We start from the raw sequence: 18,940 nt of genomic DNA, 5'->3' as shown, positions 1-18,940 counted from the left end.
CCTGCTAACGTTAATGCATCTTCACCCCCTTTTTTGCGGTTCATATAAGAGAGAACGTTATGAGCAGAGCCGTTAACGCCCTACAAAATTTCGGGAAGTCCCTCTTTGGTCCGGTGCTGATTTTGCCGATTGTCGGCTTGTTTATCGCCTTCGGAAATATTTTTGGCAACGGCAACCTGGCAGAGTACCTGCCGTTTCTCGGTCATCCGCTGATTCAACATACCGGGCAACTGATTGCTAAATCCGCCGTCTCCGTGTTGGCAAATCTGGCGCTGGTGTTTGCAGTCGGCATTCCCGTTGGTCTCGCCGCACGCGATAAAGGCTATGCCGCGCTCATTGGTCTGGTCACCTTTATCGTGTTTATCAATGCCATGAATGTCACCTTGCAGATGCAGGGCGGGCTGGCAGCGGCCGATCAGATGAAAGCCGCAGGCCAAAGTATGGTGCTGGGTGTACAGGTGCTGGAGATGGGGGTCTTCGCTGGGATCCTCACCGGCGCGCTATCGGGATATCTGTACAACAAGTATTCCGGCGTACAGTTTTCCGGGGCGATGGCTATCTATTCCGGCCACTGCTTTGTCGCCATCATCATGCTCCCTGTCTCTATGGTGCTGGGCGTTGTCATGAGCGAGCTGTGGCCTTTCGCCCAGCATGGCATCAGCACACTGGCAATGGCCATTAAAGGTGCCGGGCCATTCGGCGTGGCCATTTATGGCTTCCTGGAGCGCATTCTGGTTCCCACGGGCCTGCATCACCTGGTCTACACGCCATTTTTATATACCGAACTGGGCGGTACGCAGGAGGTGTGCGGCTCGATGTACCAGGGCGCGCGCAATATCTATTTTGCCGAAATGGCCTGCCCGGACGTGAAACAACTGAGCAGCACAGTGGTCTGGGATGCGCGTGGCATCAGCAAAATGTTCGGCCTGCCCGCCGCCGCACTGGCCATGTATTTGACCGCCAGGCCCGAACGCAAAGCGGCGGCGAAAGCGATTCTTATCCCCGCAGCGCTCACCTCCCTTCTGGTTGGGGTGACCGAACCGCTTGAGTTTTCTTTTCTGTTCGTCGCACCCCTGCTGTTCGTGGTGCACGCGGTGCTGACCGGCATCGGCATGATGCTTTTCTCGCTGCTTGGCGTCCATGCCATCGGCGCAAACGGCATCATTGATTTCATTCTCTATAACCTGCCGCTCGGCACTGTGAAGTCGAACTGGCCGATGTACATCGTGGTCGGGCTGATTATGTTCGCCCTCTACTTCATTATTTTCCGTTTCCTGATTTTGCGTTTCGACATGAAGACGCCAGGCCGGGAAACCGACGACGAAGAGACGCGTTTGTACAGCAAGCAGGATTACCAGGCCAAAGGCAACAACGACGGGCTGGGCGAGGCGATTATCGAAGGACTTGGCGGACGCGGCAACATCGAGGTGGTAGACAACTGCTATACCCGTCTGCGCGTCACGGTGAAAGATGTCGCCACCATTGATGAACCTCGCCTGAAAGCAACAGGCGCGAAAGCGGTCATCAAACAAGGCAATAACGTTCAGGTGGTCTACGGGCTGCATGTCAAAAAAATGCGAGAAGCCGTTGAGGCGTTTCTCTAAAGGAGACTAAAGATGTTGAAACCCCCATTTATTCTCTCTATCGCCGGTGGCGGCAGCACCTACACGCCAGGGATTGTCAAAAGCCTGATGGTGCGTCTGGAGGATTTCCCGCTGGCGGAAATTCGCCTCTATGACATTGACGTAGCCCGACAGAGCACCATTGCGCCAGTGGTGGAAAAAGTGATTCGTGACCACAGCCAGAGCATCAAGTTTACCGTCACCAGCGACCCGGAGGCGGCCTTTAGCGGTGCCCACTTCGTCTTCGCCCAGATGCGTGTCGGCCAGTACAAAATGCGCGAGCAGGATGAGAAAATCCCGCTGCGTCATGGTGTGGTGGGTCAGGAAACCTGTGGACCTGGCGGCCTGGCGTACGGTCTGCGCACCATTCTGCCAATGGTGGAACTCATTGACCTGGTCGAGCGCTATGCCGATAAACGTGCATGGATTGTGAATTATTCCAACCCCGCTGCAATTGTTGCCGAAGGGGTACGTCGTCTGCGTCCGGACGCCCGCGTGCTCAATATTTGCGATATGCCGGTGGCGGCGATGCGCAATATGGGGGCGATCCTCGGCGTTGATCGCCACAAACTGGAGGTAGATTACTTCGGCCTGAACCATTTTGGCTGGTTTACCCGCGTGCTTGTTGATGGTGAAGACAGACTGCCTCAACTGCGTGAACACATTGCCCGCTTTGGCCTGCTCACCGAAGATGCTGCGCAGACCGATCCGCAACACTCGGATCCGTCGTGGGTAAAAACATGGCGCAATATTAAACCGCTGATGGATCATTTCCCGGAATATCTGCCGAACCCCTATCTCCAGTACTACCTGATGCCCAACGAAATTGTTGAACATCAGGATCCCAACTATACTCGCGCCAATGAGGTGATGAACGGCAGGGAGAAAAAGCTGTTTGCCGCAGCCCTGGAGTATCAACGTACCGGCGTCTTACCGGATGCGTTTCATGTCGGGGTTCACGGCGCGTTTATCGTTGATGTCGCCTGCTCGCTGGCCTTTGATTTACGTCAGCGCCATCTGGTGATCGTCGAAAATAAAGGGGCGATTGCGAACCTCCCCTACGATGCAATGGTAGAAGTGCCGGCGTACATCACGGCAAACGGACCGGAGCCGGTGCGCATGGGGGCGGTGCCGTTGTTTCATCAAACGTTATTGATGCAGCAACTGGCTTCGGAACAACTGCTGGTTGAAGCCACCATTGAAGGTAGTTATGAAAAAGCCCTGCAGGCCTTTACGCTCAACCGCACAGTGCCCACCATGCAACACGCTAAAGCGATCCTTGATGAAATGATCGCGGCGAATCGCGAATACTGGCCCGCGCTGCAAAAAGCCTGGGAAAATGGGCGGGCGATAAAAAAATAACGAGGATACTCGCGCCTTTTGCGATGGTTGCTTGTCGGGGCAGGAAAAAACGTTAACAATTCAGGATATACCCTGAATAATTCAAGTTGCAGGCAGGCGGCAGATGAGAGAATCCCCGAAGCTTACTGATGTAAGTGACCGGGATGAACGAATCCAGCCAACACACTTGCAGCCTGAAGCATGGCGGGTTTCTTGTTGATGACACGGAGGCAACCATGTCCACCTCTTTTTTTGTCTCAGCCGACTGGCTGATTGAACACGCCGATGACCCCGAGGTTCAGGTCATCGATGCCCGTATGGCACCTGCAGGCCAGGAACACACCCGTAATATGACGGCTGAATACCGCGCCGGGCACATCCCCGGGGCGGTATTTTTTGATATCGAAGCCCTTTCTGATCACACCACTTCGCTGCCGCACATGTTACCGCGCCCGGAAGCCTTTGCCGTCGCCATGCGCGAGCTGGGCGTAAGCCACGACAAACATCTAGTGGTCTATGACGAAGGCAATCTCTTCTCCGCCCCGCGCGCCTGGTGGATGCTGCGTTATTTCGGTGTCGAGCGGGTTTCAATTCTGGCAGGCGGATTCGCAGGCTGGCAGCGCGATGAACTGCCGCTTGAGCAGGGTGACGCCAACTTGCCGCAATCTGATTTCGAGGTGAAAGTTGACCCATCACTGGTTAAACGCCTGACCGATGTGCTGCTGGTCAGCCACGAGCGTACCGCACAGCTTGTGGATGCCCGCCCGGCGGCCCGTTTCAACGCCGAAGTGGATGAACCGCGTGCAGGCCTGAAACGCGGCCATATTCCCGGCGCGCTGAATGTGCCTTGGGGCGATCTGGTGGTTAACGGTGAACTAAAAACGACAGACGAGCTGGAGGCCATTTTCACACGTCAGGGCGTTAATCTGCAGGAGCCGATTATTGTCAGTTGCGGCTCGGGTGTCACCGCCACTGTCGTCATCCTGGCGCTCACCACGCTCGGCGCAAATAACGTGAAGTTGTACGATGGTTCCTGGAGTGAATGGGGCGCGCGCGACGACTTGCCGATTGAACCTGCGTAAATGGATAACCGTTTAGCGCCCCTTTTAACGCGCGGGGAGTCTCTTACCCGCGCCGAATACCGGGTCCTCGCCCACCTCACGGATCACCCGCTGCTGGTGGGCAATATCACCGTCCGCGATCTGGCGACGGCGACATTTGTCTCTACTGCCACCATTATGCGGCTATGCCAGAAACTGGGGTTTAGCGGCTACAGCGAATTTATCTGGCACTGCAAACAGCTTCTGGCCGATACCCCTCATATTCCAGAGCAGGTTACGGGAAACGGTAATACCCTGCCTGCGCTTTTCCATCAGTTTATGGCGAACTACCAGCAGACCTTTCAGTGGGTAACCGAGGAAAAACGCCAACGGTTCGTCACATTACTGCGCGAGAAAGAGAGTTTTTTTCTTTATGGCGCCGGGTTTTCATATCTGTTTGCGGAATACCTGACAAAAAAATTGCAGGTGCTGGGCAAGACGGCATTTATCTCTGGCCCCGGCGACAGCCGTAATATCTTCCTCAGCAACGCGGCGCGTTACCAGGTGTTTATCGCCGTCTCACGTAGCGGCGAAACGGAACAGGTTCTGGATAAAGCGCGTATTGCACAGAATGTCGGTATGACAGTAATCGCCTTTACTCGCGCCTCGGCGAATACGCTGGCAAACCTCGCGGATTTGCATTTTGCGTTGTATGACGAAGCGGTGCATTTTGCCGCCGAAGCGGCCGGGGTAACGTCGTTTGAGTCGAATCTGGTGTTACTGATGGATTTACTGCTGCTGGAAGCGACGGGCTAAGCCCGTCGACGTATCAGATAATGCGGTTGTTCTTCAGATCGCGCAGGAAACTGCCCCAGCGGCGCTCATAGAAGGGGGTGATATGGGCAATCATAAAATGGCTGACCCCGTGTTCCCCTTTTACTACCTGGCAAATATCCACCGGCTCATCACCCGGTAAGGTATCCATTGCCACACTGCCTGCCGCCTCAATCACGCTCTCAATGTCGCCTTCGGCTTCAATACCAATCAGCAGGTTCGGCTGGGCATCATTTTTCTCTTTGATAGAGCAAAGATACGCACATTTCACGTGGTTGAAGGTCGAGAACAATTTGGTCAACGAATCGATCATTTGCGCGGGTGGCTCTGCCACTTCGGACAGCAGCAGCGACATGCCGCCTTCCAGCACTTCCTGCTGGCTTAACGGACTGTCATCTTTACCCACCAGATGGCTGATTTCACGCGGCGTGAGCTCTTTCCCGGTCGGTAACTTCGCATTGAGGAACAGCGTCTCACCGAGCGTCATTTCAAATAGCGTACGCGCAGGCATCACCACAAACGCTTGCTCCGTTTCCACCGCCTGCTGCAGGGCTTCGAGGGAGGTGAAAAAGGGGATCACCGACTGGCCGTCGTCCTTTTCCCAGTGCTGTAGATCCAACGCGCTGTCTTCAACAATGGCTTCATCTTCCGCGGCAGTGCCTGGCACCCAAACAGTGGATTCCAGCAGTTTGCGGAAAAATGCCGGGCGATAAGCCGGCTCGGTCGCCGCTTTTTCCAGCAGGCTATCGAGAGTTTCAGGCTCGTGATGATGGTCGTGATCGTGGTCTGAATGAGACATAAATTTTACTGTTCGTTTAAGCTGTTTGATGCCCTCACCCCGGCCCTCTCCCACAGAGAGGGGGACGGCCTGCACCGTACAATCCCCCTCGTCCCTTTGGGGAGAAGGTCAGGATGAGGGGAAAATTACTTCGCGGTCAACAGATTCGCGATGGCACGCACGCCAAGGCCCGTCGCACCCGCAGCCCACTGCTCCACCGCCGCTTTACGATAGGTCGCAGAGCAGTCGATATGCAGCCAGCCCTGCTGATAATTTTCCACAAAATGCGACAGGAAACCTGCCGCCGTGCTTGCCCCTGCCGGGAACGCCGCGCCAGCGGTGTTATTCAGCTCGGCAAAGTTTGACGGTAGCTGATTACGGTGGAATTCCGCCAGCGGCAAACGCCAGAACGGCTCGTTTTCCGCCGCAGCGCTGGCCAGTAAACGGTTTGCCAGTTTGTCATCGAAGCTAAACAGCGCATGATAGTCATTACCCAATGCGGTTTTGGCAGCCCCAGTCAGGGTCGCGGCATCGATGATAAATTGCGGTTTCTGCGCGGAGGCATTAATCAGACCGTCTGCCAGCACCAGACGCCCTTCCGCATCGGTGTTCATGACTTCTACGGTTTTGCCGTTGCGGTAGCGGATGATATCGCCCAGTTTGAAGGCGTTGCCGCTGACCATGTTATCCGCGCAGCACAGGTAAAGTTTCACCCGCTTTTTCAGGCCGCGCGTAATCGCAAATGCCAGTGCGCCGGTCACCAGCGCAGCGCCGCCCATATCGGATTTCATCGAATCCATAAACGCGGTCTGCTTGATGCTATAACCGCCGGAATCGAAGGTAATGCCTTTACCGACCAGGCAGGCATAGATTGGCGCTTCTGCATCGCCCGTCGGGTTATAATCCAGCGACAGCAGTACCGGGGGACGTTCAGAACCGCGCCCGACAGTATGGATACCCATATACCCTTTTTCGCGCAGATCTTCGCCTTTCACGATCCGGTAAGAGACCGCCTCGCCGCCCACGTCATTGAGCAGATCCACAGCGCGTTGCGCCAGTTGTTCCGGCCCGAGATCTTCTGCTGGCGCATTGATGATGTCACGCACCCAGTCGATAGTTTTCAGACGGCTGTCGAGCTCTTTTTGATCGGACTCTGATAAGGTCGGCCACTCAACATTGCGCGTCCCTTTCGGCCCTTTGTAACCAGCCCAGAACGCCCAACTGCGATCCGCGTTCCAGCCTTCTCCGCTCAGCGCGACATGCTTTATGCCCATGCCATCAATTTTGCGCGCGGCGCGCTGGATTAAGCCCGTGTCATCTTTACCGGTCAGGTGCAGGGTGATGCCGTCGTTATTAATACTGTAGAGCGCTTTTTCGCCCCAACGAGCGTCTGCGCCCTGGGTCGTCAGCGTAATTTTCATCGCTTCTGTTGTCATTGTTTTGTCCTTTAGCGCATGGGATATGAAAACGGGCCGCCAGAAGGCAGCCCGTCGATATCAAGATGCTTCATCTAACCAGACTAGCAGAATTGCTTCGAGAATCTTTTCGTTCGATGCGTTCGGATCGTCATCAAAATCTTCCAGATCGCAAATCCACTGGTGCATATCGGTGAAGCGGACAGTTCTCGGATCGAGATCCGGGTTAGCGTCATACAGCGCCTCGCCGATCTCGCGACTGTCGGTCCATTTCAGTGCCATATTAATGCTCCCGGGCGTGGTTGATAGTGTAACGCGGGATCTCCACAACCAGATCTTCGTCGGTGACACGCGCCTGGCAACCCAGGCGACTTTCCGGCTCCAGACCCCAGGCTTTATCCAGCATGTCGTCTTCGTCTTCGCTGCTTTCCGGCAACGAATCAAACCCTTCACGCACGACACAGTGGCAGGTGGTACAGGCGCAGGATTTCTCACAGGCGTGTTCAATCTCAATACCGCCACGCAGGGCTACATCAAGAATGGTCTCGCCGCTCTTAGCTTCCAGAACTGCGCCATCGGGACAGAGATCCTGATGAGGCAGAAAAACGATCTTTGGCATGTTAAACCTCGTCGACGGAATGGCCTTTTAACGCGGTGCGCACGGATTGATCCATGCGGCGCGCGGCGAATTCCTGGGTTTGTTTGTCTAGATTTTTAATGGCTTGTTCGATGGCATCAGTATCATCGCCGTTAGCAACCGCACTTAACTGTGCGATAGCCTCGTCGATAACCGTCCGCTCTGCGGCGCTTAACAGCGCGGCATCTGTCGCCAGCGCACCGTTCAGGCTTTCCAGTACGCGGGCTGCTTCCACTTTTTGTTCGGCCAGCATACGCGCTTTCACGTCCTGCTCAGCGAAGCTCATGGAATCTTTAATCATGGTGGCGATTTCGTTGTCGGTCAGACCGTAGGATGGCTTGACCTGGATAGCCGCTTCAACGCCGGTGGATTTCTCCATCGCCGTCACGCTGAGCAGGCCGTCCGCATCCACCTGGAAAGTAACACGGATATGGGCACCACCCGCTGGCATCGCCGGGATACCACGCAGCGCAAAACGCGCCAGCGAACGGCAATCCTGCACCAGTTCGCGCTCGCCCTGCATTACGTGGATAGACATGGCCGTTTGACCATCTTTGAAGGTGGTGAACTCCTGCGCACGCGCCACCGGAATGGTGGTATTACGCGGGATAACTTTTTCCACCAGCCCACCCATGGTTTCCAGGCCAAGCGACAGCGGGATCACATCCAGCAGCAGCATGTCGCTGTCTGGCTTATTGCCCACCAGAATATCGGCCTGGATCGCCGCGCCAATCGCGACAACTTTATCCGGGTCGATGGAGGTCAGCGGCGTACGACCAAAAAACTCACCCACTTGCTCGCGAACCAGAGGTACACGCGTGGAGCCGCCCACCATGACCACTTCCAGCACTTCGTTAGGCTCAACGCCCGCATCTTTCAGCGCGCGACGGCAAGAAAGCAAGGTACGTTTGACCAGCGTCGAAATCAGCGCTTCGAACTGTTCACGGGTCACTGTGCCCTGCCAGCCAGCCACCTCAACGGTGACGGACGCGGCATCGCTCAGCGCAATTTTTGCGGCAATAGCGGCGTCAAGCAGTTCACGCTGCAGACGGTTGTCGCCATGCTGAGGCAGGTTCGCCTGCTCGCGGATAAAATCTGCCAGCAGATGATCAAAGTCATCGCCGCCCAGCGCGGAATCACCGCCGGTGGCCAGCACTTCAAACACCCCGCGACTTAAGCGCAGAATGGAAATATCAAAGGTACCGCCGCCCAGATCGTAAACGGCAATCACCCCCTCTTTCCCGGAGTCCAGGCCATAGGCAATCGCCGCTGCGGTCGGTTCGTTGAGCAAACGCAGAACATGCAGGCCCGCCAGGCGCGCGGCATCTTTGGTACCCTGACGCTGCGCATCATCAAAATATGCCGGAACGGTGATAACCACGCCGTCCAGCTCGCCAGACAGGGATTCCTGCGCGCGCAGCGCAAGGGATTTCAGGATATCAGCAGAGACGCGGATCGGGTTTATCAGCCCCGCGCTGGTGGCAATCATCGGCAGACCGTTCTCGCTTGCCTGCAATTGATACGGCAGATGCGGGTAACGAGCCTGGATGTCGCTCAGCGCGCGGCCCAGCATACGTTTTACGGAACTGATGGTATTAACCGGATCCTGTGCGGCGTTGGCACGCGCGTCATAACCCACGGTATGTTCGGTGGCTGAATAGTGCACAACCGAAGGTAACAGATGACGCCCGGCGCTATCGGCAAGGGTCTCAGCCTGGCCGCTGCGTACAGTAGCAACCAGAGAATTGGTGGTGCCTAAATCGATGCCTGCCGCCAGACGACGCTGATGCGGCGCGGCACTCAAACCAGGCTCACTAATTTGTAATAAGGCCATCTTGTGCTTCCAGAAAAATTAAAAACCGAGCAGTTTTTCTTCGAGTTGTTCTATTGAGCTGCGCAGTTTATCGAGAAAACGCAGTTTACGCACGGTATCCGCCGCGACATCCCACGTTTCAGTATTCAGTTGTTCGACCAGTTGCTGATGGCGGGAATCAAACATACCTTTCACGCGTTTGCTAAAGCTTTCCAGACGCGCCTGATCCCGCGCCTGTTCAATCTCATCAAGCTCTTCGCGCAATTCCAGTTGTTCCATCAGAAAAGCGGTATCGCGCACCGTGTGCTGTTCGCTGGCGAGATCGAAGCCATGCAGTGAAAGGAGATATTCCGCGCGGTTCAGCGGGCTACGCAGCGTCTGCCATGCCTGATTGATGGTTGCAGACTGCTGCAGCGCAGCCAGTTGTTCTGCCTGGGTTCCGCTGGCGAATTTATCCGGATGGTATTGACGCTGCAGATCCTGGTAACGTGACGCCAGCGCCTGAATGTCAATCTGATAGTGGGCGGATAACCCAAAGAGCGTGAAGTAATCCATAGCAATCTCGGAATAGCCTGCTAAAACAAACCCCACGCACAGTCACACTCTGCGTCCTTCACGCTGTCTCAGCGCGAAGGATGTGAGTCTTTTCTATGGTGGGGCTTATCGGTGAAATGCAATTACACGTTAAAGCTTTCGCCGCAACCGCACTCGTCTTTGACGTTCGGGTTGGTGAACTTAAACCCTTCGTTCAGGCCTTCTTTAACGAAATCCAGTTGCGTGCCATCAAGGAATTGCAGGCTCTTGCCGTCGATAACGACCTTCACACCTTTATCTTCGAACACGGTGTCTTCCGCCGAGGGTTCGTCAACAAATTCCAGTACGTAGGCCATGCCAGAACAACCAGAGGTTCTGACCCCCAGACGCAGGCCAAACCCTTTACCGCGGTTGGCCAAAAAGTTATTCACTCGCGTTGCAGCACTGTCGCTCAGGGTAATCGACATACAATGCCCTCAATTATTTTGCTTCACGTTTACTTTTGTAGTCCGCAATTGCGGCCTTAATCGCATCTTCCGCCAGAATAGAGCAGTGGATTTTTACCGGCGGCAATTCCAGCTCTTCGGCAATGTCAGTGTTTTTAATTGCCTGCGCTTCATCCAGGGACTTGCCTTTTACCCACTCGGTGACGAGTGAACTGGAGGCGATTGCCGAACCGCAACCGTAGGTCTTGAAGCGCGCGTCCTCAATGATACCTTCATTGTTGACTTTGATCTGCAACTTCATTACGTCGCCACAGGCTGGCGCACCCACCATACCGCTACCAACGCTCTCATCACTGTTGTCGAAAGAGCCGACGTTGCGTGGGTTTTCGTAGTGATCGATTACTTTTTCGCTGTAAGCCATGTTCTGTTCTCCTGATTCCGCTACCGATTAGTGATGTGACCATTCAATGGTGTTCAAATCCACGCCCTGTTTGAACATTTCCCACAGTGGAGAAAGTTCGCGCAGACGACCAATGGAGTTGCGAACCAGCTTGATGGCGTAGTCAATCTCTTCTTCGGTAGTGAAACGACCTAAAGAGAAACGAATAGAGCTGTGTGCCAGCTCGTCAGTCATGCCAAGCGCACGCAGCACGTAAGAGGGCTCCAGGCTCGCCGAAGTACAGGCAGAACCAGAGGAAACCGCCAGGTCTTTGAGCGCCATGATCAGCGACTCGCCTTCAACGTAGTTAAAGCTGACGTTGAGGATGTTCGGTGCGCCCTGGTCGAGATCGCCGTTCAGGTAGACCTCTTCCATATCTTTCACGCCGTCCCACAGACGGTTACGCAGACCGCGCAGACGCGCCATCTCGGTTTCCATCTCTTCTTTGGCGATACGGTAAGCTTCACCCATGCCGACAATCTGGTGTACTGGCAGGGTACCGGAACGCATGCCGCGCTCGTGACCGCCGCCGTGCATCTGTGCTTCGATGCGGATACGCGGTTTACGACGCACATACAGTGCGCCAATCCCTTTCGGGCCATAGATTTTGTGGCCGGAGAAGGACATCAGATCCACTTTCAACTGGCTCAGGTCGATAGGCAGTTTGCCCACGCTCTGGGTCGCATCAACGTGGTAGATAATGCCGCGCGCACGGCACATTTCGCCGATGGTCGCGATATCCTGTACCACACCGATTTCGTTGTTCACGTGCATAATGGAGACGAGGATGGTGTCGTCACGCATGGCCGCTTCGAGCTCTTTCAGGTCGATGATGCCGTTGCGCTGAGGCGCCAGATAGGTCACGTCGAAACCTTCACGCTCGAGCTGACGGCAGGTGTCCAGCACGGCTTTGTGTTCGGTTTTGCTGGTGATGATGTGCTTGCCTTTTTTCTGATAGAAGTTGGCCGCACCTTTGATCGCCAGGTTATCGGATTCGGTCGCGCCAGAGGTGAAAACTATTTCACGCGGATCGGCACCAACCAGCTCAGCAATCTGATTACGGGCGATATCAACCGCCTCCTCAGCTTGCCAGCCAAAACGGTGAGAACGAGAAGCTGGGTTACCAAAAGTCCCGTCCAGAGTCAGACACTGCATCATTTTCTCAGCAACACGCGGATCCACCGGCGTCGTTGCGGAGTAATCGAGATAGATCGGTAATTTCATTGCTCTATAAACTCCGTACATCACTCAATGCAATGAATCAGGCTACCGGTTGGATGTACGACCGTTTATACGGGATGACGGATCACCCCGGCCTGATTCTGAATTCTTATAGTGTTTTAACCTAACTGTTTTGCGGTGCGGCAAGGCGGCAAGCTTGTGAATGCCCAGGAGCTTACATAAGTAAGCGCCCAGGTTAAACAAGTGCGGCCAACGCAGCAGCGCCCCGAAACAGGACGGGTAAATTATGCGCGCAGCTTAACGTCGATGGCATCCTGACCACGGGTCGTGCGATGGGATTCGTGCGTATGCTGACGATCGGACACATCGAGGATTTCCTGGTTATTGACCAACTCACCCAGGGTGATGTTGTTCAGGAAACCGGTCAGACGATCGCTCAGGTCACGCCACAGCGCATGGGTCAGGCACTTGTCGCCGCCCTGGCAGCCGCTTTTACCCTGACAACGGGTTGCATCAACAGATTCGTCAACGGCGCTGATCACTTCACCAACAGCGATACTGCCTGCATCTTTACCCAGCAGATAACCGCCGCCCGGGCCACGCACGCTGGCCACGAGGCCATTTTTGCGCAAGCGAGAGAACAGTTGTTCCAGATAAGAGAGGGAGATTCCCTGACGTTCGGAAATATCAGCCAACGGTACCGGGCCCGTTTCGGAGTTGAGCGCAACGTCCAGCATTGCGGTCACGGCATAACGCCCTTTAGATGTCAGTCTCATGTCTTAACTTAGCCTCAGACTCGCCCCTGCCCGGGGTTTTTATTAAAATTTAAAATAATGTCGCATAGCAGGGGCAAGTCTGACATTCCTGACTAAATTGGTCAACTATTTACTTGACTGTTTTAGTCAGGTATTTGGCTTTACGTGCCGTTTTGCTTAAGGGCACTCTTCGCCCGCTTAAGCAGTCGGGACACACGCAAGAAAAAATACAGTAACCTTACTGTTTTTCCTGGGTTTTCTGCTCAATTGACGCCAGAATTCCGCGCAGGATATTCAGCTCCTGGCTTTCCGGACGCGCACGGGTAAAGAGGCGGCGCAACTTGTTCATGACCTGTCCCGGGTGGCTTTCACGGATAAAACCGGTGGAGAGCAGCGTCTTTTCCAGGTGTCCATAGAAACGTTCCAGATCATCTACCAGCGGATACGGCGTCTCTTCATGTTCTTCCGTGGTGTCGTTTTCCTGCGTCGCCAGCCACGCCATACGGACTTCGTAAGCAATCACCTGAACCGCCATCGCCAGGTTCAGCGAGCTATATTCCGGGTTGGCCGCAATGGCGACGTGATAATGGCATTTCTGGAGTTCGTCATTGGTCAGGCCAACGCGTTCGCGACCAAATACCAGCGCAACTGGCGCATGCTGTGCCTCGGAAACGCTTTTTAAGCCGCACTCACGCGGGTCGAGCATCGGCCACGGCAGCGTACGCGAGCGGGCGCTGGTACCGACAACGAGGCTACAGCCTGCCAGCGCCTCATCGAGGGTATCGACGATTTGCGCATTGCCAATCACATCGCTGGCACCTGCGGCCAGCGCGATTGCCTGGGAGTCCGGTTTAACCAGCGGGTTCACCAGCCAGAGGTTGGTTAAGCCCATCGTTTTCATTGCGCGGGCGACGGAGCCCATGTTGCCAGTGTGAGAGGTTTCAACCAGCACAATTCGAATATTTTGCAGCATATTTTTTCAACGGCTAAAGAATATTCGCGCATATTATCATAAAGCGAAGACATAATCCGAATTCGCTGCTATCATACGCGCCGTTTTCCGTTCTTTAACATCCAGTGAGAGAAACCGATGCATCCGATGCTGACCATCGCCGTGCGTGCTGCGCGCAAGGCGGGTAATGTAATTGCCAAACACTATGAAACCCCGGACGCTGTAGAAGCGAGCCAGAAAGGCAGTAACGATTTCGTGACTAACGTAGATAAAGCTGCAGAAGCAGTGATTATCGACACTATCCGTAAATCTTACCCGCAACACACCATTATCACCGAAGAAAGCGGTGAGCATGAAGGCACAGATCAGGATGTTCAATGGGTTATCGATCCACTGGATGGCACCACCAACTTCATCAAACGTCTGCCACACTTCTCCGTTTCTATCGCCGTGCGCATTAAAGGCCGCACCGAAGTCGCGGTCGTTTACGATCCAATGCGTAATGAACTCTTCACGGCAACCCGTGGTCAGGGCGCGCAATTGAACGGCTATCGTCTGCGTGGCAGCACTGCGCGCGACCTGGACGGCACCATTCTGGCGACCGGCTTCCCGTTCAAAGCCAAGCAACACGCGGCGACCTACATCAACATCGTTGGCAAACTGTTTACTGAGTGCGCGGATTTCCGTCGTACCGGTTCTGCTGCGCTGGACCTGGCCTATGTGGCTGCGGGCCGCGTTGACGGTTTCTTCGAAATCGCTCTCAAACCGTGGGATTTTGCGGCAGGCGAACTGCTGGTTCGTGAAGCAGGCGGCCTGGTGTGCGATTTCACCGGTGGTCATAACTATATGACAACCGGCAACATCGTTGCAGGTAACCCACGCGTCGTGAAAGCGATGCTGGCAAACATGCGCGAAGAGCTGAGCGACGCGCTCAAGCGTTAATGCCTGATAACCGCTTGCGGCCTGGCTGCAAGCGGTACTCTCTTTCGGCGAATCAAAAAGGCCGAAGCCCTCTTCCCATGATTTCCGCACTGAGCCACATCACAACCGATGCGGTGACAAGAATCGCCCCACCCGCCAGCGCGAGCGTCGTCCAGCCAACCTGCTTCCATAAGGCGGGGGCTTTATTCGCACTCAATTTCACCGCCAGTTGACGAAAACTGTGCACCAGTAGCGCCAGCGTCGAGATTGTCAATGATGTCCCGGCCGCCATCGCCATCGCCGAGGCAACCCCCCAGCCGAAAACGCCAATCACCTTACTGAACAGCAGTACCATAATGGCCCCGGAACAGGGCCGCATCCCCATCGAGAGAATGATCATCAAACGCGCGCGCCAGTCATCGCCCTGCTGTAGCTGTTCCGCCGTGGGCAGATGCTGATGTCCACACCCGCAGTGTTCATGATGCTCATGATGAGGCGTAAACGCGGTAAACGTAGGTTTGCGTAACAGGCCGCGGAGTTTATTGACAGCACGCCAGCAGAGCAACAGGCCCAGCACCCCCACCAGCGCGTAGCTACATTTCTCCAGCCAGAAGCTGCTTAAATGAAGCTGACGGGCCGGTAGCGCCAGTACGCTCAATACGACAAACACCAGCGTCACCGCCACCAGCCCCTGCAGTAGGGAAGATGCCAGCGTCAGCCCAATACTGGATTTCAGGCGTGAAGGATGCGTTGCAAGCCAGGTGGTGATCACCACTTTGCCATGCCCCGGCCCGAGCGCATGCAGTACGCCATACATAAAGCTCACCATCAGCAGAGAACCACCCGCGGCGGTCGGGTTTTCTGCCACGGCCTGAATCAGAGCGCTCATTTGCCGGTTAAACGCGCGCTGCCAGCCGACACTTTCACGCAGTACCTGCGGCCAGACGTGCCAGAGCCAGAAGACACCCGCCAGCGCGAGCACGATAAAGAGGGCCAGAGGCCACCACTGCCGCCAGCGCCGCAGCGGTCGGCGTGTTGTGTTAATTACGGACATTGTACCGTCACCGTCTGCGCGAACTGTTTACCCAACTGCATGTCTTCCTCCGGCGCATCCGCTTTATCCAGCGATTGTGCATAGTTCAGCACATCTTCCCCCGGCTTCGGTGTTTTAACTGTAAGTTTGCATGTCTTCTGTACGGCATCCGGCAGCGTGGCATCACTTTCACTGGCATAACTCATGTCGACAAAATAGGTCGGATCATAGGTGGAAAAAGTATACGTCTGCCCACTCAGCGGCTGTGGTTCTGCCAGCGGCAACACAAAGGTAAGCACGGCCTTATGTCCTTCTCTCGCAAGGCCATAGCTTAAGGGTCGATTTTGAAATTTCACTTTTTGCCCGTTATGCCAGACTTCGGTGAAGTAATGCTGCCCCAGTACATTGGCCATCACTTCCGCCGCCAGCTTTTTCCAGATCTCGTCACCCGGTTTGGCATCACCCGCATCATAGAGGAGATCTGCGGAGGTAATTTCATCCATCGTCCAGCGCATATTCAGCCCGGTCCATTGCCCGTTATCCACCACAAGCTGCATTTTTATGCGGATGAAACTGTGCGGATGCGCCAGCGCACTGAATGATAAAAATGCGAGAAAGAGCCCAAAAGCGCATTGTTTAACTGCTTGCATGTGTTCCTCACGAGAAAAATTCTGTGATGCTCTCCGGCAATCCTGAAGGAAAGGGCTGCGGCTGCGCTTTCACCAGACATACCTTTAGCTATTCTTATCAAACAACCTTACTGGAGCCTGACAGATGACTATAGAAATGACACCGCCATCTGTGCTCTCCAGTCCGCAGCGCCGCTGCCAGGTGCTTTTGATGCTCGCACTCCCAGGGCACACTGTCACCACGGAAATCATACGTGCCATGAATGGCGTGGATGAAGAGGTCACCCGGCAGGATATTGCCGAGACCGACCATGAGATCCAGCGTTTTCATCGGCTGACTATTACGTCCCGACAGGACGGCAGCTACCGGATTGAAGGCACAGCACTCGACCAACGTTTATGCCTGTTGCAATGGCTCCGGCGTGGGCTGCGCTTATGTCCCCATTTTATCACTCAGCAGTATGCGCCAGCGCTCAAAGCCGCCCTTAAACAACAGGGGGTTGCCCGCACGCTGTATGACGACACCAATTTGCGCGCGTTGATTAACCTCTGCGCCCGGCGCTTAGAACGGTCATTTGAATGCCGCGACATTCAGTTTCTGCGTCTCTATCTCCAGTACTGCCTGCTGCAAAGTCACTACGGTTTTACGCCGGAGTTTAACCCGGTTCAGCAGGCATGGACACAGATGCGCGCAGAATACGCAGCGGCGCATGAAATCGTGCGTCACTGGCGCCGTCGTGTTACCGCGTTACCTCCCGGTAACGAACATGCCTTTCTCTCGCTGCTGTTTATGATGTTGCGTACCCCGGATCCACTAAACGACAGCCAGCAACAGGATAAACGCCTGCAACAAGCCATTACGCATATGATTGCCCGTTTTCGCGCGCTTGCCGGGCTGCGTTTCAGCGATGAGCAAGGGCTGGCGGCACAGCTCTATGTTCACCTGGCACAGGCGCTGGATCGTAATCTCTTTGGAATTGGTATTGATGACAGCCTGCAGGAGGAGATTTTCCGTCTTTATCCACGGCTGGTACGCACCGCGCGCGAGGCGTTATTGGTGGTGGAAAAAGAATACGGCCTGCGTTTTAGCGATGAGGAAGCAGGCCTGGTGGCGGTCATCTTCGGGGCATGGCTGATGCAGGAAAGCGACCTGCATGAAAAACAGGTCGTATTGCTTACCGGCCACGAGCCAGAGCGCGAACAGGAAATTGAATTGCAACTGCGTGAACTCACGCTGCTGCCGCTCAATATTAAATATCTTCCGCTACAGGACTTTCAGAAACAGGGGGCTCCGCGCAATGTCACGCTGATCGTGACCCCGTACACGACCCCACTCCCCCTCTTTTCACCGCCGCTGATCCATGCGGATCGCCCGCTGACCGGTCATCAGCAGGCGCATATCCGTGAAATGCTTGAAGCTTAAGGCTGAGCGGCAACTTTCGGGCGCAAAAACAGTGCAGGCACTGCCAGTAGCGCCATCACCCAGAACAACCCCTGATGCAGATGCTGGAATAAGAATCCGGAGAACATGGTCATCACCGCAATACTTCCTCCCATCGCGACGGCCGAATAGACAGCCTGCAGGCGAATTATCTCATTGTCTTTGCGGGCAGCGATGTAGCGCATACCGGCCAGATGGCAGACGGTAAAGGTACCACAGTGCAGGATTTGTACGACGATAAGCCACGACAGGTCGGTCGTCCATCCCATCAGTCCCCAACGCACCAGCCCACAAACAGCAGACAGTAAAAGCAAATCGCGGGCGCTAAAGCGACGGAACAACCGGTTACTGAGCGTAAAAACAAGGACTTCTGCGACCACCCCAAGTGACCAGAGATAGCCCACCGTTGAAGCGGAATACCCCGCTTCCTGCCAGTAGATGGCGCTGAAACCATAGTAGGCAGCGTGCGCCCCCTGCAGTAGCGAAACGCAAACCAGGAAACGCCAGCTTTTTACGACCAGGTCGCGCCATGCCTTCCAGCCGGTGGCATCCTGATGGCGGGTATCTCCCTGCGGTAAAATCGACGGGCGTAGTAGCATTCCCAGCAGCATAGAAGCAACCCCCAGCGTCAGCATCGCCAGCACCGCACGATAATCAAATTCGCTAACCAGTTTTCCGGTTGCCGCCGAGCCAATCACAAAGGCGATAGAGCCCCAAACGCGAACCCGACCGTAGTCCATGGGAAACTGTTTCTGCCAGGTGTTGGCAAGCGCATCCGTCAGGGGAACCAGCGGCGAGAAAAAGAGGTTAAAACCGATAATCACCACCATGAGCCAGGCCACATGAGTCCCGGCCCAAAAGGCGAGCGCGAACACCAGCGTAATCAACGCAAGGAGACGTAAGGCGTTAATGAGAAGTGAGGGGTTACTGACGCGAGGTGCAATAAGCAGGCTGCCAAGGAAACGGGCTACCAGGCCTGCACCGAGCAAGATCCCGATGGTTTCCGGCGTGAGTCCTGTGCCTTTGAGCCAGACGCTCCAGAAGGGCAAAAAGATGCCGTAACTAAAAAAGTAGGTGAAATAAGCGAGCGCCAGCCAGCGCGTGGACTGCAAAACCATGATTCCCTCC

20 protein-coding genes are annotated in these 18,940 nt (G+C 55.1%); 6 read left to right on the top strand and 14 right to left on the bottom strand.

What is annotated here, in order from left to right; translation table 11 throughout:
- The first annotated feature begins 59 nt into the window (after positions 1–59).
- The 4 genes from MRY16398_RS06975 (at position 60) to MRY16398_RS06960 (ending at position 4,819) form a co-directional block, all read left to right on the top strand.
- A complete protein-coding gene (locus MRY16398_RS06975) occupies positions 60–1,604 on the top strand; it encodes a PTS transporter subunit EIIC (RefSeq protein ID WP_103245364.1) in 1,545 nt (514 codons plus the stop codon).
- Between the two features lie 12 nt (positions 1,605–1,616).
- A complete protein-coding gene (locus tag MRY16398_RS06970; RefSeq protein ID WP_125124071.1) occupies positions 1,617–2,984 on the top strand; it encodes a 6-phospho-alpha-glucosidase in 1,368 nt (455 codons plus the stop codon).
- Positions 2,985–3,199: 215 nt separating this feature from the next.
- A complete protein-coding gene (gene sseA, locus MRY16398_RS06965) occupies positions 3,200–4,045 on the top strand; it encodes a 3-mercaptopyruvate sulfurtransferase (RefSeq protein WP_039079789.1) in 846 nt (281 codons plus the stop codon).
- Entirely contained in the window at positions 4,046–4,819 is a 774-nt protein-coding gene (locus MRY16398_RS06960; RefSeq protein WP_071193425.1) for a MurR/RpiR family transcriptional regulator, read from the top strand.
- Positions 4,820–4,832: 13 nt separating this feature from the next.
- On the opposite strand, the gene sseB is transcribed toward MRY16398_RS06960, so the two are convergent.
- The 11 genes from sseB to trmJ form a co-directional block, all read right to left on the bottom strand.
- Positions 4,833–5,636 (bottom strand): enhanced serine sensitivity protein SseB, encoded by an 804-nt coding sequence (sseB, locus tag MRY16398_RS06955; RefSeq protein WP_071193455.1) that lies wholly within the window; start codon positions 5,634–5,636, stop codon positions 4,833–4,835.
- Positions 5,637–5,761: 125 nt separating this feature from the next.
- Entirely contained in the window at positions 5,762–7,051 is a 1,290-nt protein-coding gene (pepB, locus tag MRY16398_RS06950) for an aminopeptidase PepB (protein ID WP_039079659.1), read from the bottom strand.
- 60 nt (positions 7,052–7,111) lie between these two features.
- A complete protein-coding gene (gene iscX / locus MRY16398_RS06945; RefSeq protein WP_039079658.1) occupies positions 7,112–7,312 on the bottom strand; it encodes a Fe-S cluster assembly protein IscX in 201 nt (66 codons plus the stop codon).
- Between the two features lies 1 nt (position 7,313).
- Positions 7,314–7,649: an ISC system 2Fe-2S type ferredoxin gene (gene fdx, locus MRY16398_RS06940; RefSeq protein ID WP_039079657.1), complete on the bottom strand. Its 336-nt coding sequence runs from the start codon at positions 7,647–7,649 to the stop codon at positions 7,314–7,316.
- 1 nt (position 7,650) lies between these two features.
- Positions 7,651–9,501, bottom strand: a complete 1,851-nt coding sequence (gene hscA, locus MRY16398_RS06935) for a Fe-S protein assembly chaperone HscA (RefSeq protein ID WP_079496155.1) — start codon at positions 9,499–9,501, stop codon at positions 7,651–7,653.
- An 18-nt stretch (positions 9,502–9,519) separates the two neighbouring features.
- A complete protein-coding gene (gene hscB, locus MRY16398_RS06930; protein ID WP_079496154.1) occupies positions 9,520–10,035 on the bottom strand; it encodes a co-chaperone HscB in 516 nt (171 codons plus the stop codon).
- A gap of 122 nt (positions 10,036–10,157) precedes the next feature.
- The gene (gene iscA / locus MRY16398_RS06925; RefSeq protein ID WP_039079654.1) at positions 10,158–10,481 is read right to left on the bottom strand and encodes an iron-sulfur cluster assembly protein IscA; all 324 of its coding nucleotides are present in this window, start codon (positions 10,479–10,481) and stop codon (positions 10,158–10,160) included.
- A gap of 13 nt (positions 10,482–10,494) precedes the next feature.
- A complete protein-coding gene (gene iscU, locus MRY16398_RS06920; RefSeq protein ID WP_003860661.1) occupies positions 10,495–10,881 on the bottom strand; it encodes a Fe-S cluster assembly scaffold IscU in 387 nt (128 codons plus the stop codon).
- A gap of 27 nt (positions 10,882–10,908) precedes the next feature.
- Positions 10,909–12,123 carry a cysteine desulfurase gene (gene iscS / locus MRY16398_RS06915; protein WP_039079653.1) on the bottom strand — a complete coding sequence of 405 codons (1,215 nt, stop codon included), beginning with the start codon at positions 12,121–12,123 and terminating at the stop codon, positions 10,909–10,911.
- 242 nt (positions 12,124–12,365) lie between these two features.
- A complete protein-coding gene (gene iscR / locus MRY16398_RS06910) occupies positions 12,366–12,857 on the bottom strand; it encodes a Fe-S cluster assembly transcriptional regulator IscR (RefSeq protein ID WP_039079652.1) in 492 nt (163 codons plus the stop codon).
- A 217-nt stretch (positions 12,858–13,074) separates the two neighbouring features.
- On the bottom strand, positions 13,075–13,809 hold the full coding sequence (gene trmJ, locus MRY16398_RS06905) for a tRNA (cytosine(32)/uridine(32)-2'-O)-methyltransferase TrmJ (RefSeq protein ID WP_039079651.1): 735 nt from the start codon (positions 13,807–13,809) through the stop codon (positions 13,075–13,077).
- A 117-nt stretch (positions 13,810–13,926) separates the two neighbouring features.
- On the opposite strand from trmJ, the gene suhB reads away from it, so the two are divergent.
- Positions 13,927–14,730, top strand: a complete 804-nt coding sequence (gene suhB / locus MRY16398_RS06900; protein ID WP_039079650.1) for an inositol-1-monophosphatase — start codon at positions 13,927–13,929, stop codon at positions 14,728–14,730.
- 52 nt (positions 14,731–14,782) lie between these two features.
- On the opposite strand, the gene MRY16398_RS06895 is transcribed toward suhB, so the two are convergent.
- Together MRY16398_RS06895 and MRY16398_RS06890 are read right to left on the bottom strand one after the other, a co-directional pair.
- Positions 14,783–15,763: a nickel/cobalt transporter gene (locus MRY16398_RS06895; protein WP_071193427.1), complete on the bottom strand. Its 981-nt coding sequence runs from the start codon at positions 15,761–15,763 to the stop codon at positions 14,783–14,785.
- Entirely contained in the window at positions 15,754–16,392 is a 639-nt protein-coding gene (locus tag MRY16398_RS06890; RefSeq protein ID WP_039079648.1) for a DUF1007 family protein, read from the bottom strand. Before MRY16398_RS06890 ends, MRY16398_RS06895 begins: the two co-directional genes overlap by 10 nt.
- A gap of 124 nt (positions 16,393–16,516) precedes the next feature.
- On the opposite strand from MRY16398_RS06890, the gene csiE reads away from it, so the two are divergent.
- Complete coding sequence (gene csiE / locus MRY16398_RS06885; RefSeq protein ID WP_039079647.1) at positions 16,517–17,794, top strand: stationary phase inducible protein CsiE; 1,278 nt, start codon at positions 16,517–16,519, stop codon at positions 17,792–17,794.
- On the opposite strand, the gene MRY16398_RS06880 is transcribed toward csiE, so the two are convergent.
- Positions 17,791–18,930, bottom strand: coding sequence for a 3-phenylpropionate MFS transporter (locus MRY16398_RS06880; protein WP_125124070.1), 1,140 nt, complete (start codon positions 18,928–18,930; stop codon positions 17,791–17,793). The two genes, csiE and MRY16398_RS06880, sit on opposite strands and share 4 nt — an antisense overlap.
- Between the last annotated feature and the right edge of the window lie 10 nt (positions 18,931–18,940).

Source organism: Phytobacter sp. MRY16-398, from assembly GCF_003925915.1.
In the GTDB taxonomy this organism is placed as follows: Bacteria; Pseudomonadota; Gammaproteobacteria; order Enterobacterales; family Enterobacteriaceae; genus Phytobacter; species Phytobacter diazotrophicus.
This window is presented reverse-complemented; position numbering and strand designations above follow the sequence as displayed.

Excerpts from the sequence above, each read along its gene's own strand:
- iscS (WP_039079653.1), bottom strand. The coding sequence starts at position 12,123 with ATGAAATTACCGATCTATCTCGATTACTCCGCAACGACGCCGGTGGAT.
- pepB (WP_039079659.1), bottom strand. The coding sequence starts at position 7,051 with ATGACAACAGAAGCGATGAAAATTACGCTGACGACCCAGGGCGCAGAC.
- hscA (WP_079496155.1), bottom strand. The coding sequence starts at position 9,501 with ATGGCCTTATTACAAATTAGTGAGCCTGGTTTGAGTGCCGCGCCGCAT.
- fdx (WP_039079657.1), bottom strand. The coding sequence starts at position 7,649 with ATGCCAAAGATCGTTTTTCTGCCTCATCAGGATCTCTGTCCCGATGGC.
- MRY16398_RS06895 (WP_071193427.1), bottom strand. The coding sequence starts at position 15,763 with ATGTCCGTAATTAACACAACACGCCGACCGCTGCGGCGCTGGCGGCAG.
- sseB (WP_071193455.1), bottom strand. The coding sequence starts at position 5,636 with ATGTCTCATTCAGACCACGATCACGACCATCATCACGAGCCTGAAACT.
- MRY16398_RS06960 (WP_071193425.1), top strand. The coding sequence starts at position 4,046 with ATGGATAACCGTTTAGCGCCCCTTTTAACGCGCGGGGAGTCTCTTACC.
- suhB (WP_039079650.1), top strand. The coding sequence starts at position 13,927 with ATGCATCCGATGCTGACCATCGCCGTGCGTGCTGCGCGCAAGGCGGGT.
- csiE (WP_039079647.1), top strand. The coding sequence starts at position 16,517 with ATGACTATAGAAATGACACCGCCATCTGTGCTCTCCAGTCCGCAGCGC.
- sseA (WP_039079789.1), top strand. The coding sequence starts at position 3,200 with ATGTCCACCTCTTTTTTTGTCTCAGCCGACTGGCTGATTGAACACGCC.
- MRY16398_RS06970 (WP_125124071.1), top strand. The coding sequence starts at position 1,617 with ATGTTGAAACCCCCATTTATTCTCTCTATCGCCGGTGGCGGCAGCACC.
- hscB (WP_079496154.1), bottom strand. The coding sequence starts at position 10,035 with ATGGATTACTTCACGCTCTTTGGGTTATCCGCCCACTATCAGATTGAC.
- iscU (WP_003860661.1), bottom strand. The coding sequence starts at position 10,881 with ATGGCTTACAGCGAAAAAGTAATCGATCACTACGAAAACCCACGCAAC.
- MRY16398_RS06890 (WP_039079648.1), bottom strand. The coding sequence starts at position 16,392 with ATGCAAGCAGTTAAACAATGCGCTTTTGGGCTCTTTCTCGCATTTTTA.
- MRY16398_RS06975 (WP_103245364.1), top strand. The coding sequence starts at position 60 with ATGAGCAGAGCCGTTAACGCCCTACAAAATTTCGGGAAGTCCCTCTTT.
- MRY16398_RS06880 (WP_125124070.1), bottom strand. The coding sequence starts at position 18,930 with ATGGTTTTGCAGTCCACGCGCTGGCTGGCGCTCGCTTATTTCACCTAC.
- iscR (WP_039079652.1), bottom strand. The coding sequence starts at position 12,857 with ATGAGACTGACATCTAAAGGGCGTTATGCCGTGACCGCAATGCTGGAC.
- trmJ (WP_039079651.1), bottom strand. The coding sequence starts at position 13,809 with ATGCTGCAAAATATTCGAATTGTGCTGGTTGAAACCTCTCACACTGGC.
- iscA (WP_039079654.1), bottom strand. The coding sequence starts at position 10,481 with ATGTCGATTACCCTGAGCGACAGTGCTGCAACGCGAGTGAATAACTTT.
- iscX (WP_039079658.1), bottom strand. The coding sequence starts at position 7,312 with ATGGCACTGAAATGGACCGACAGTCGCGAGATCGGCGAGGCGCTGTAT.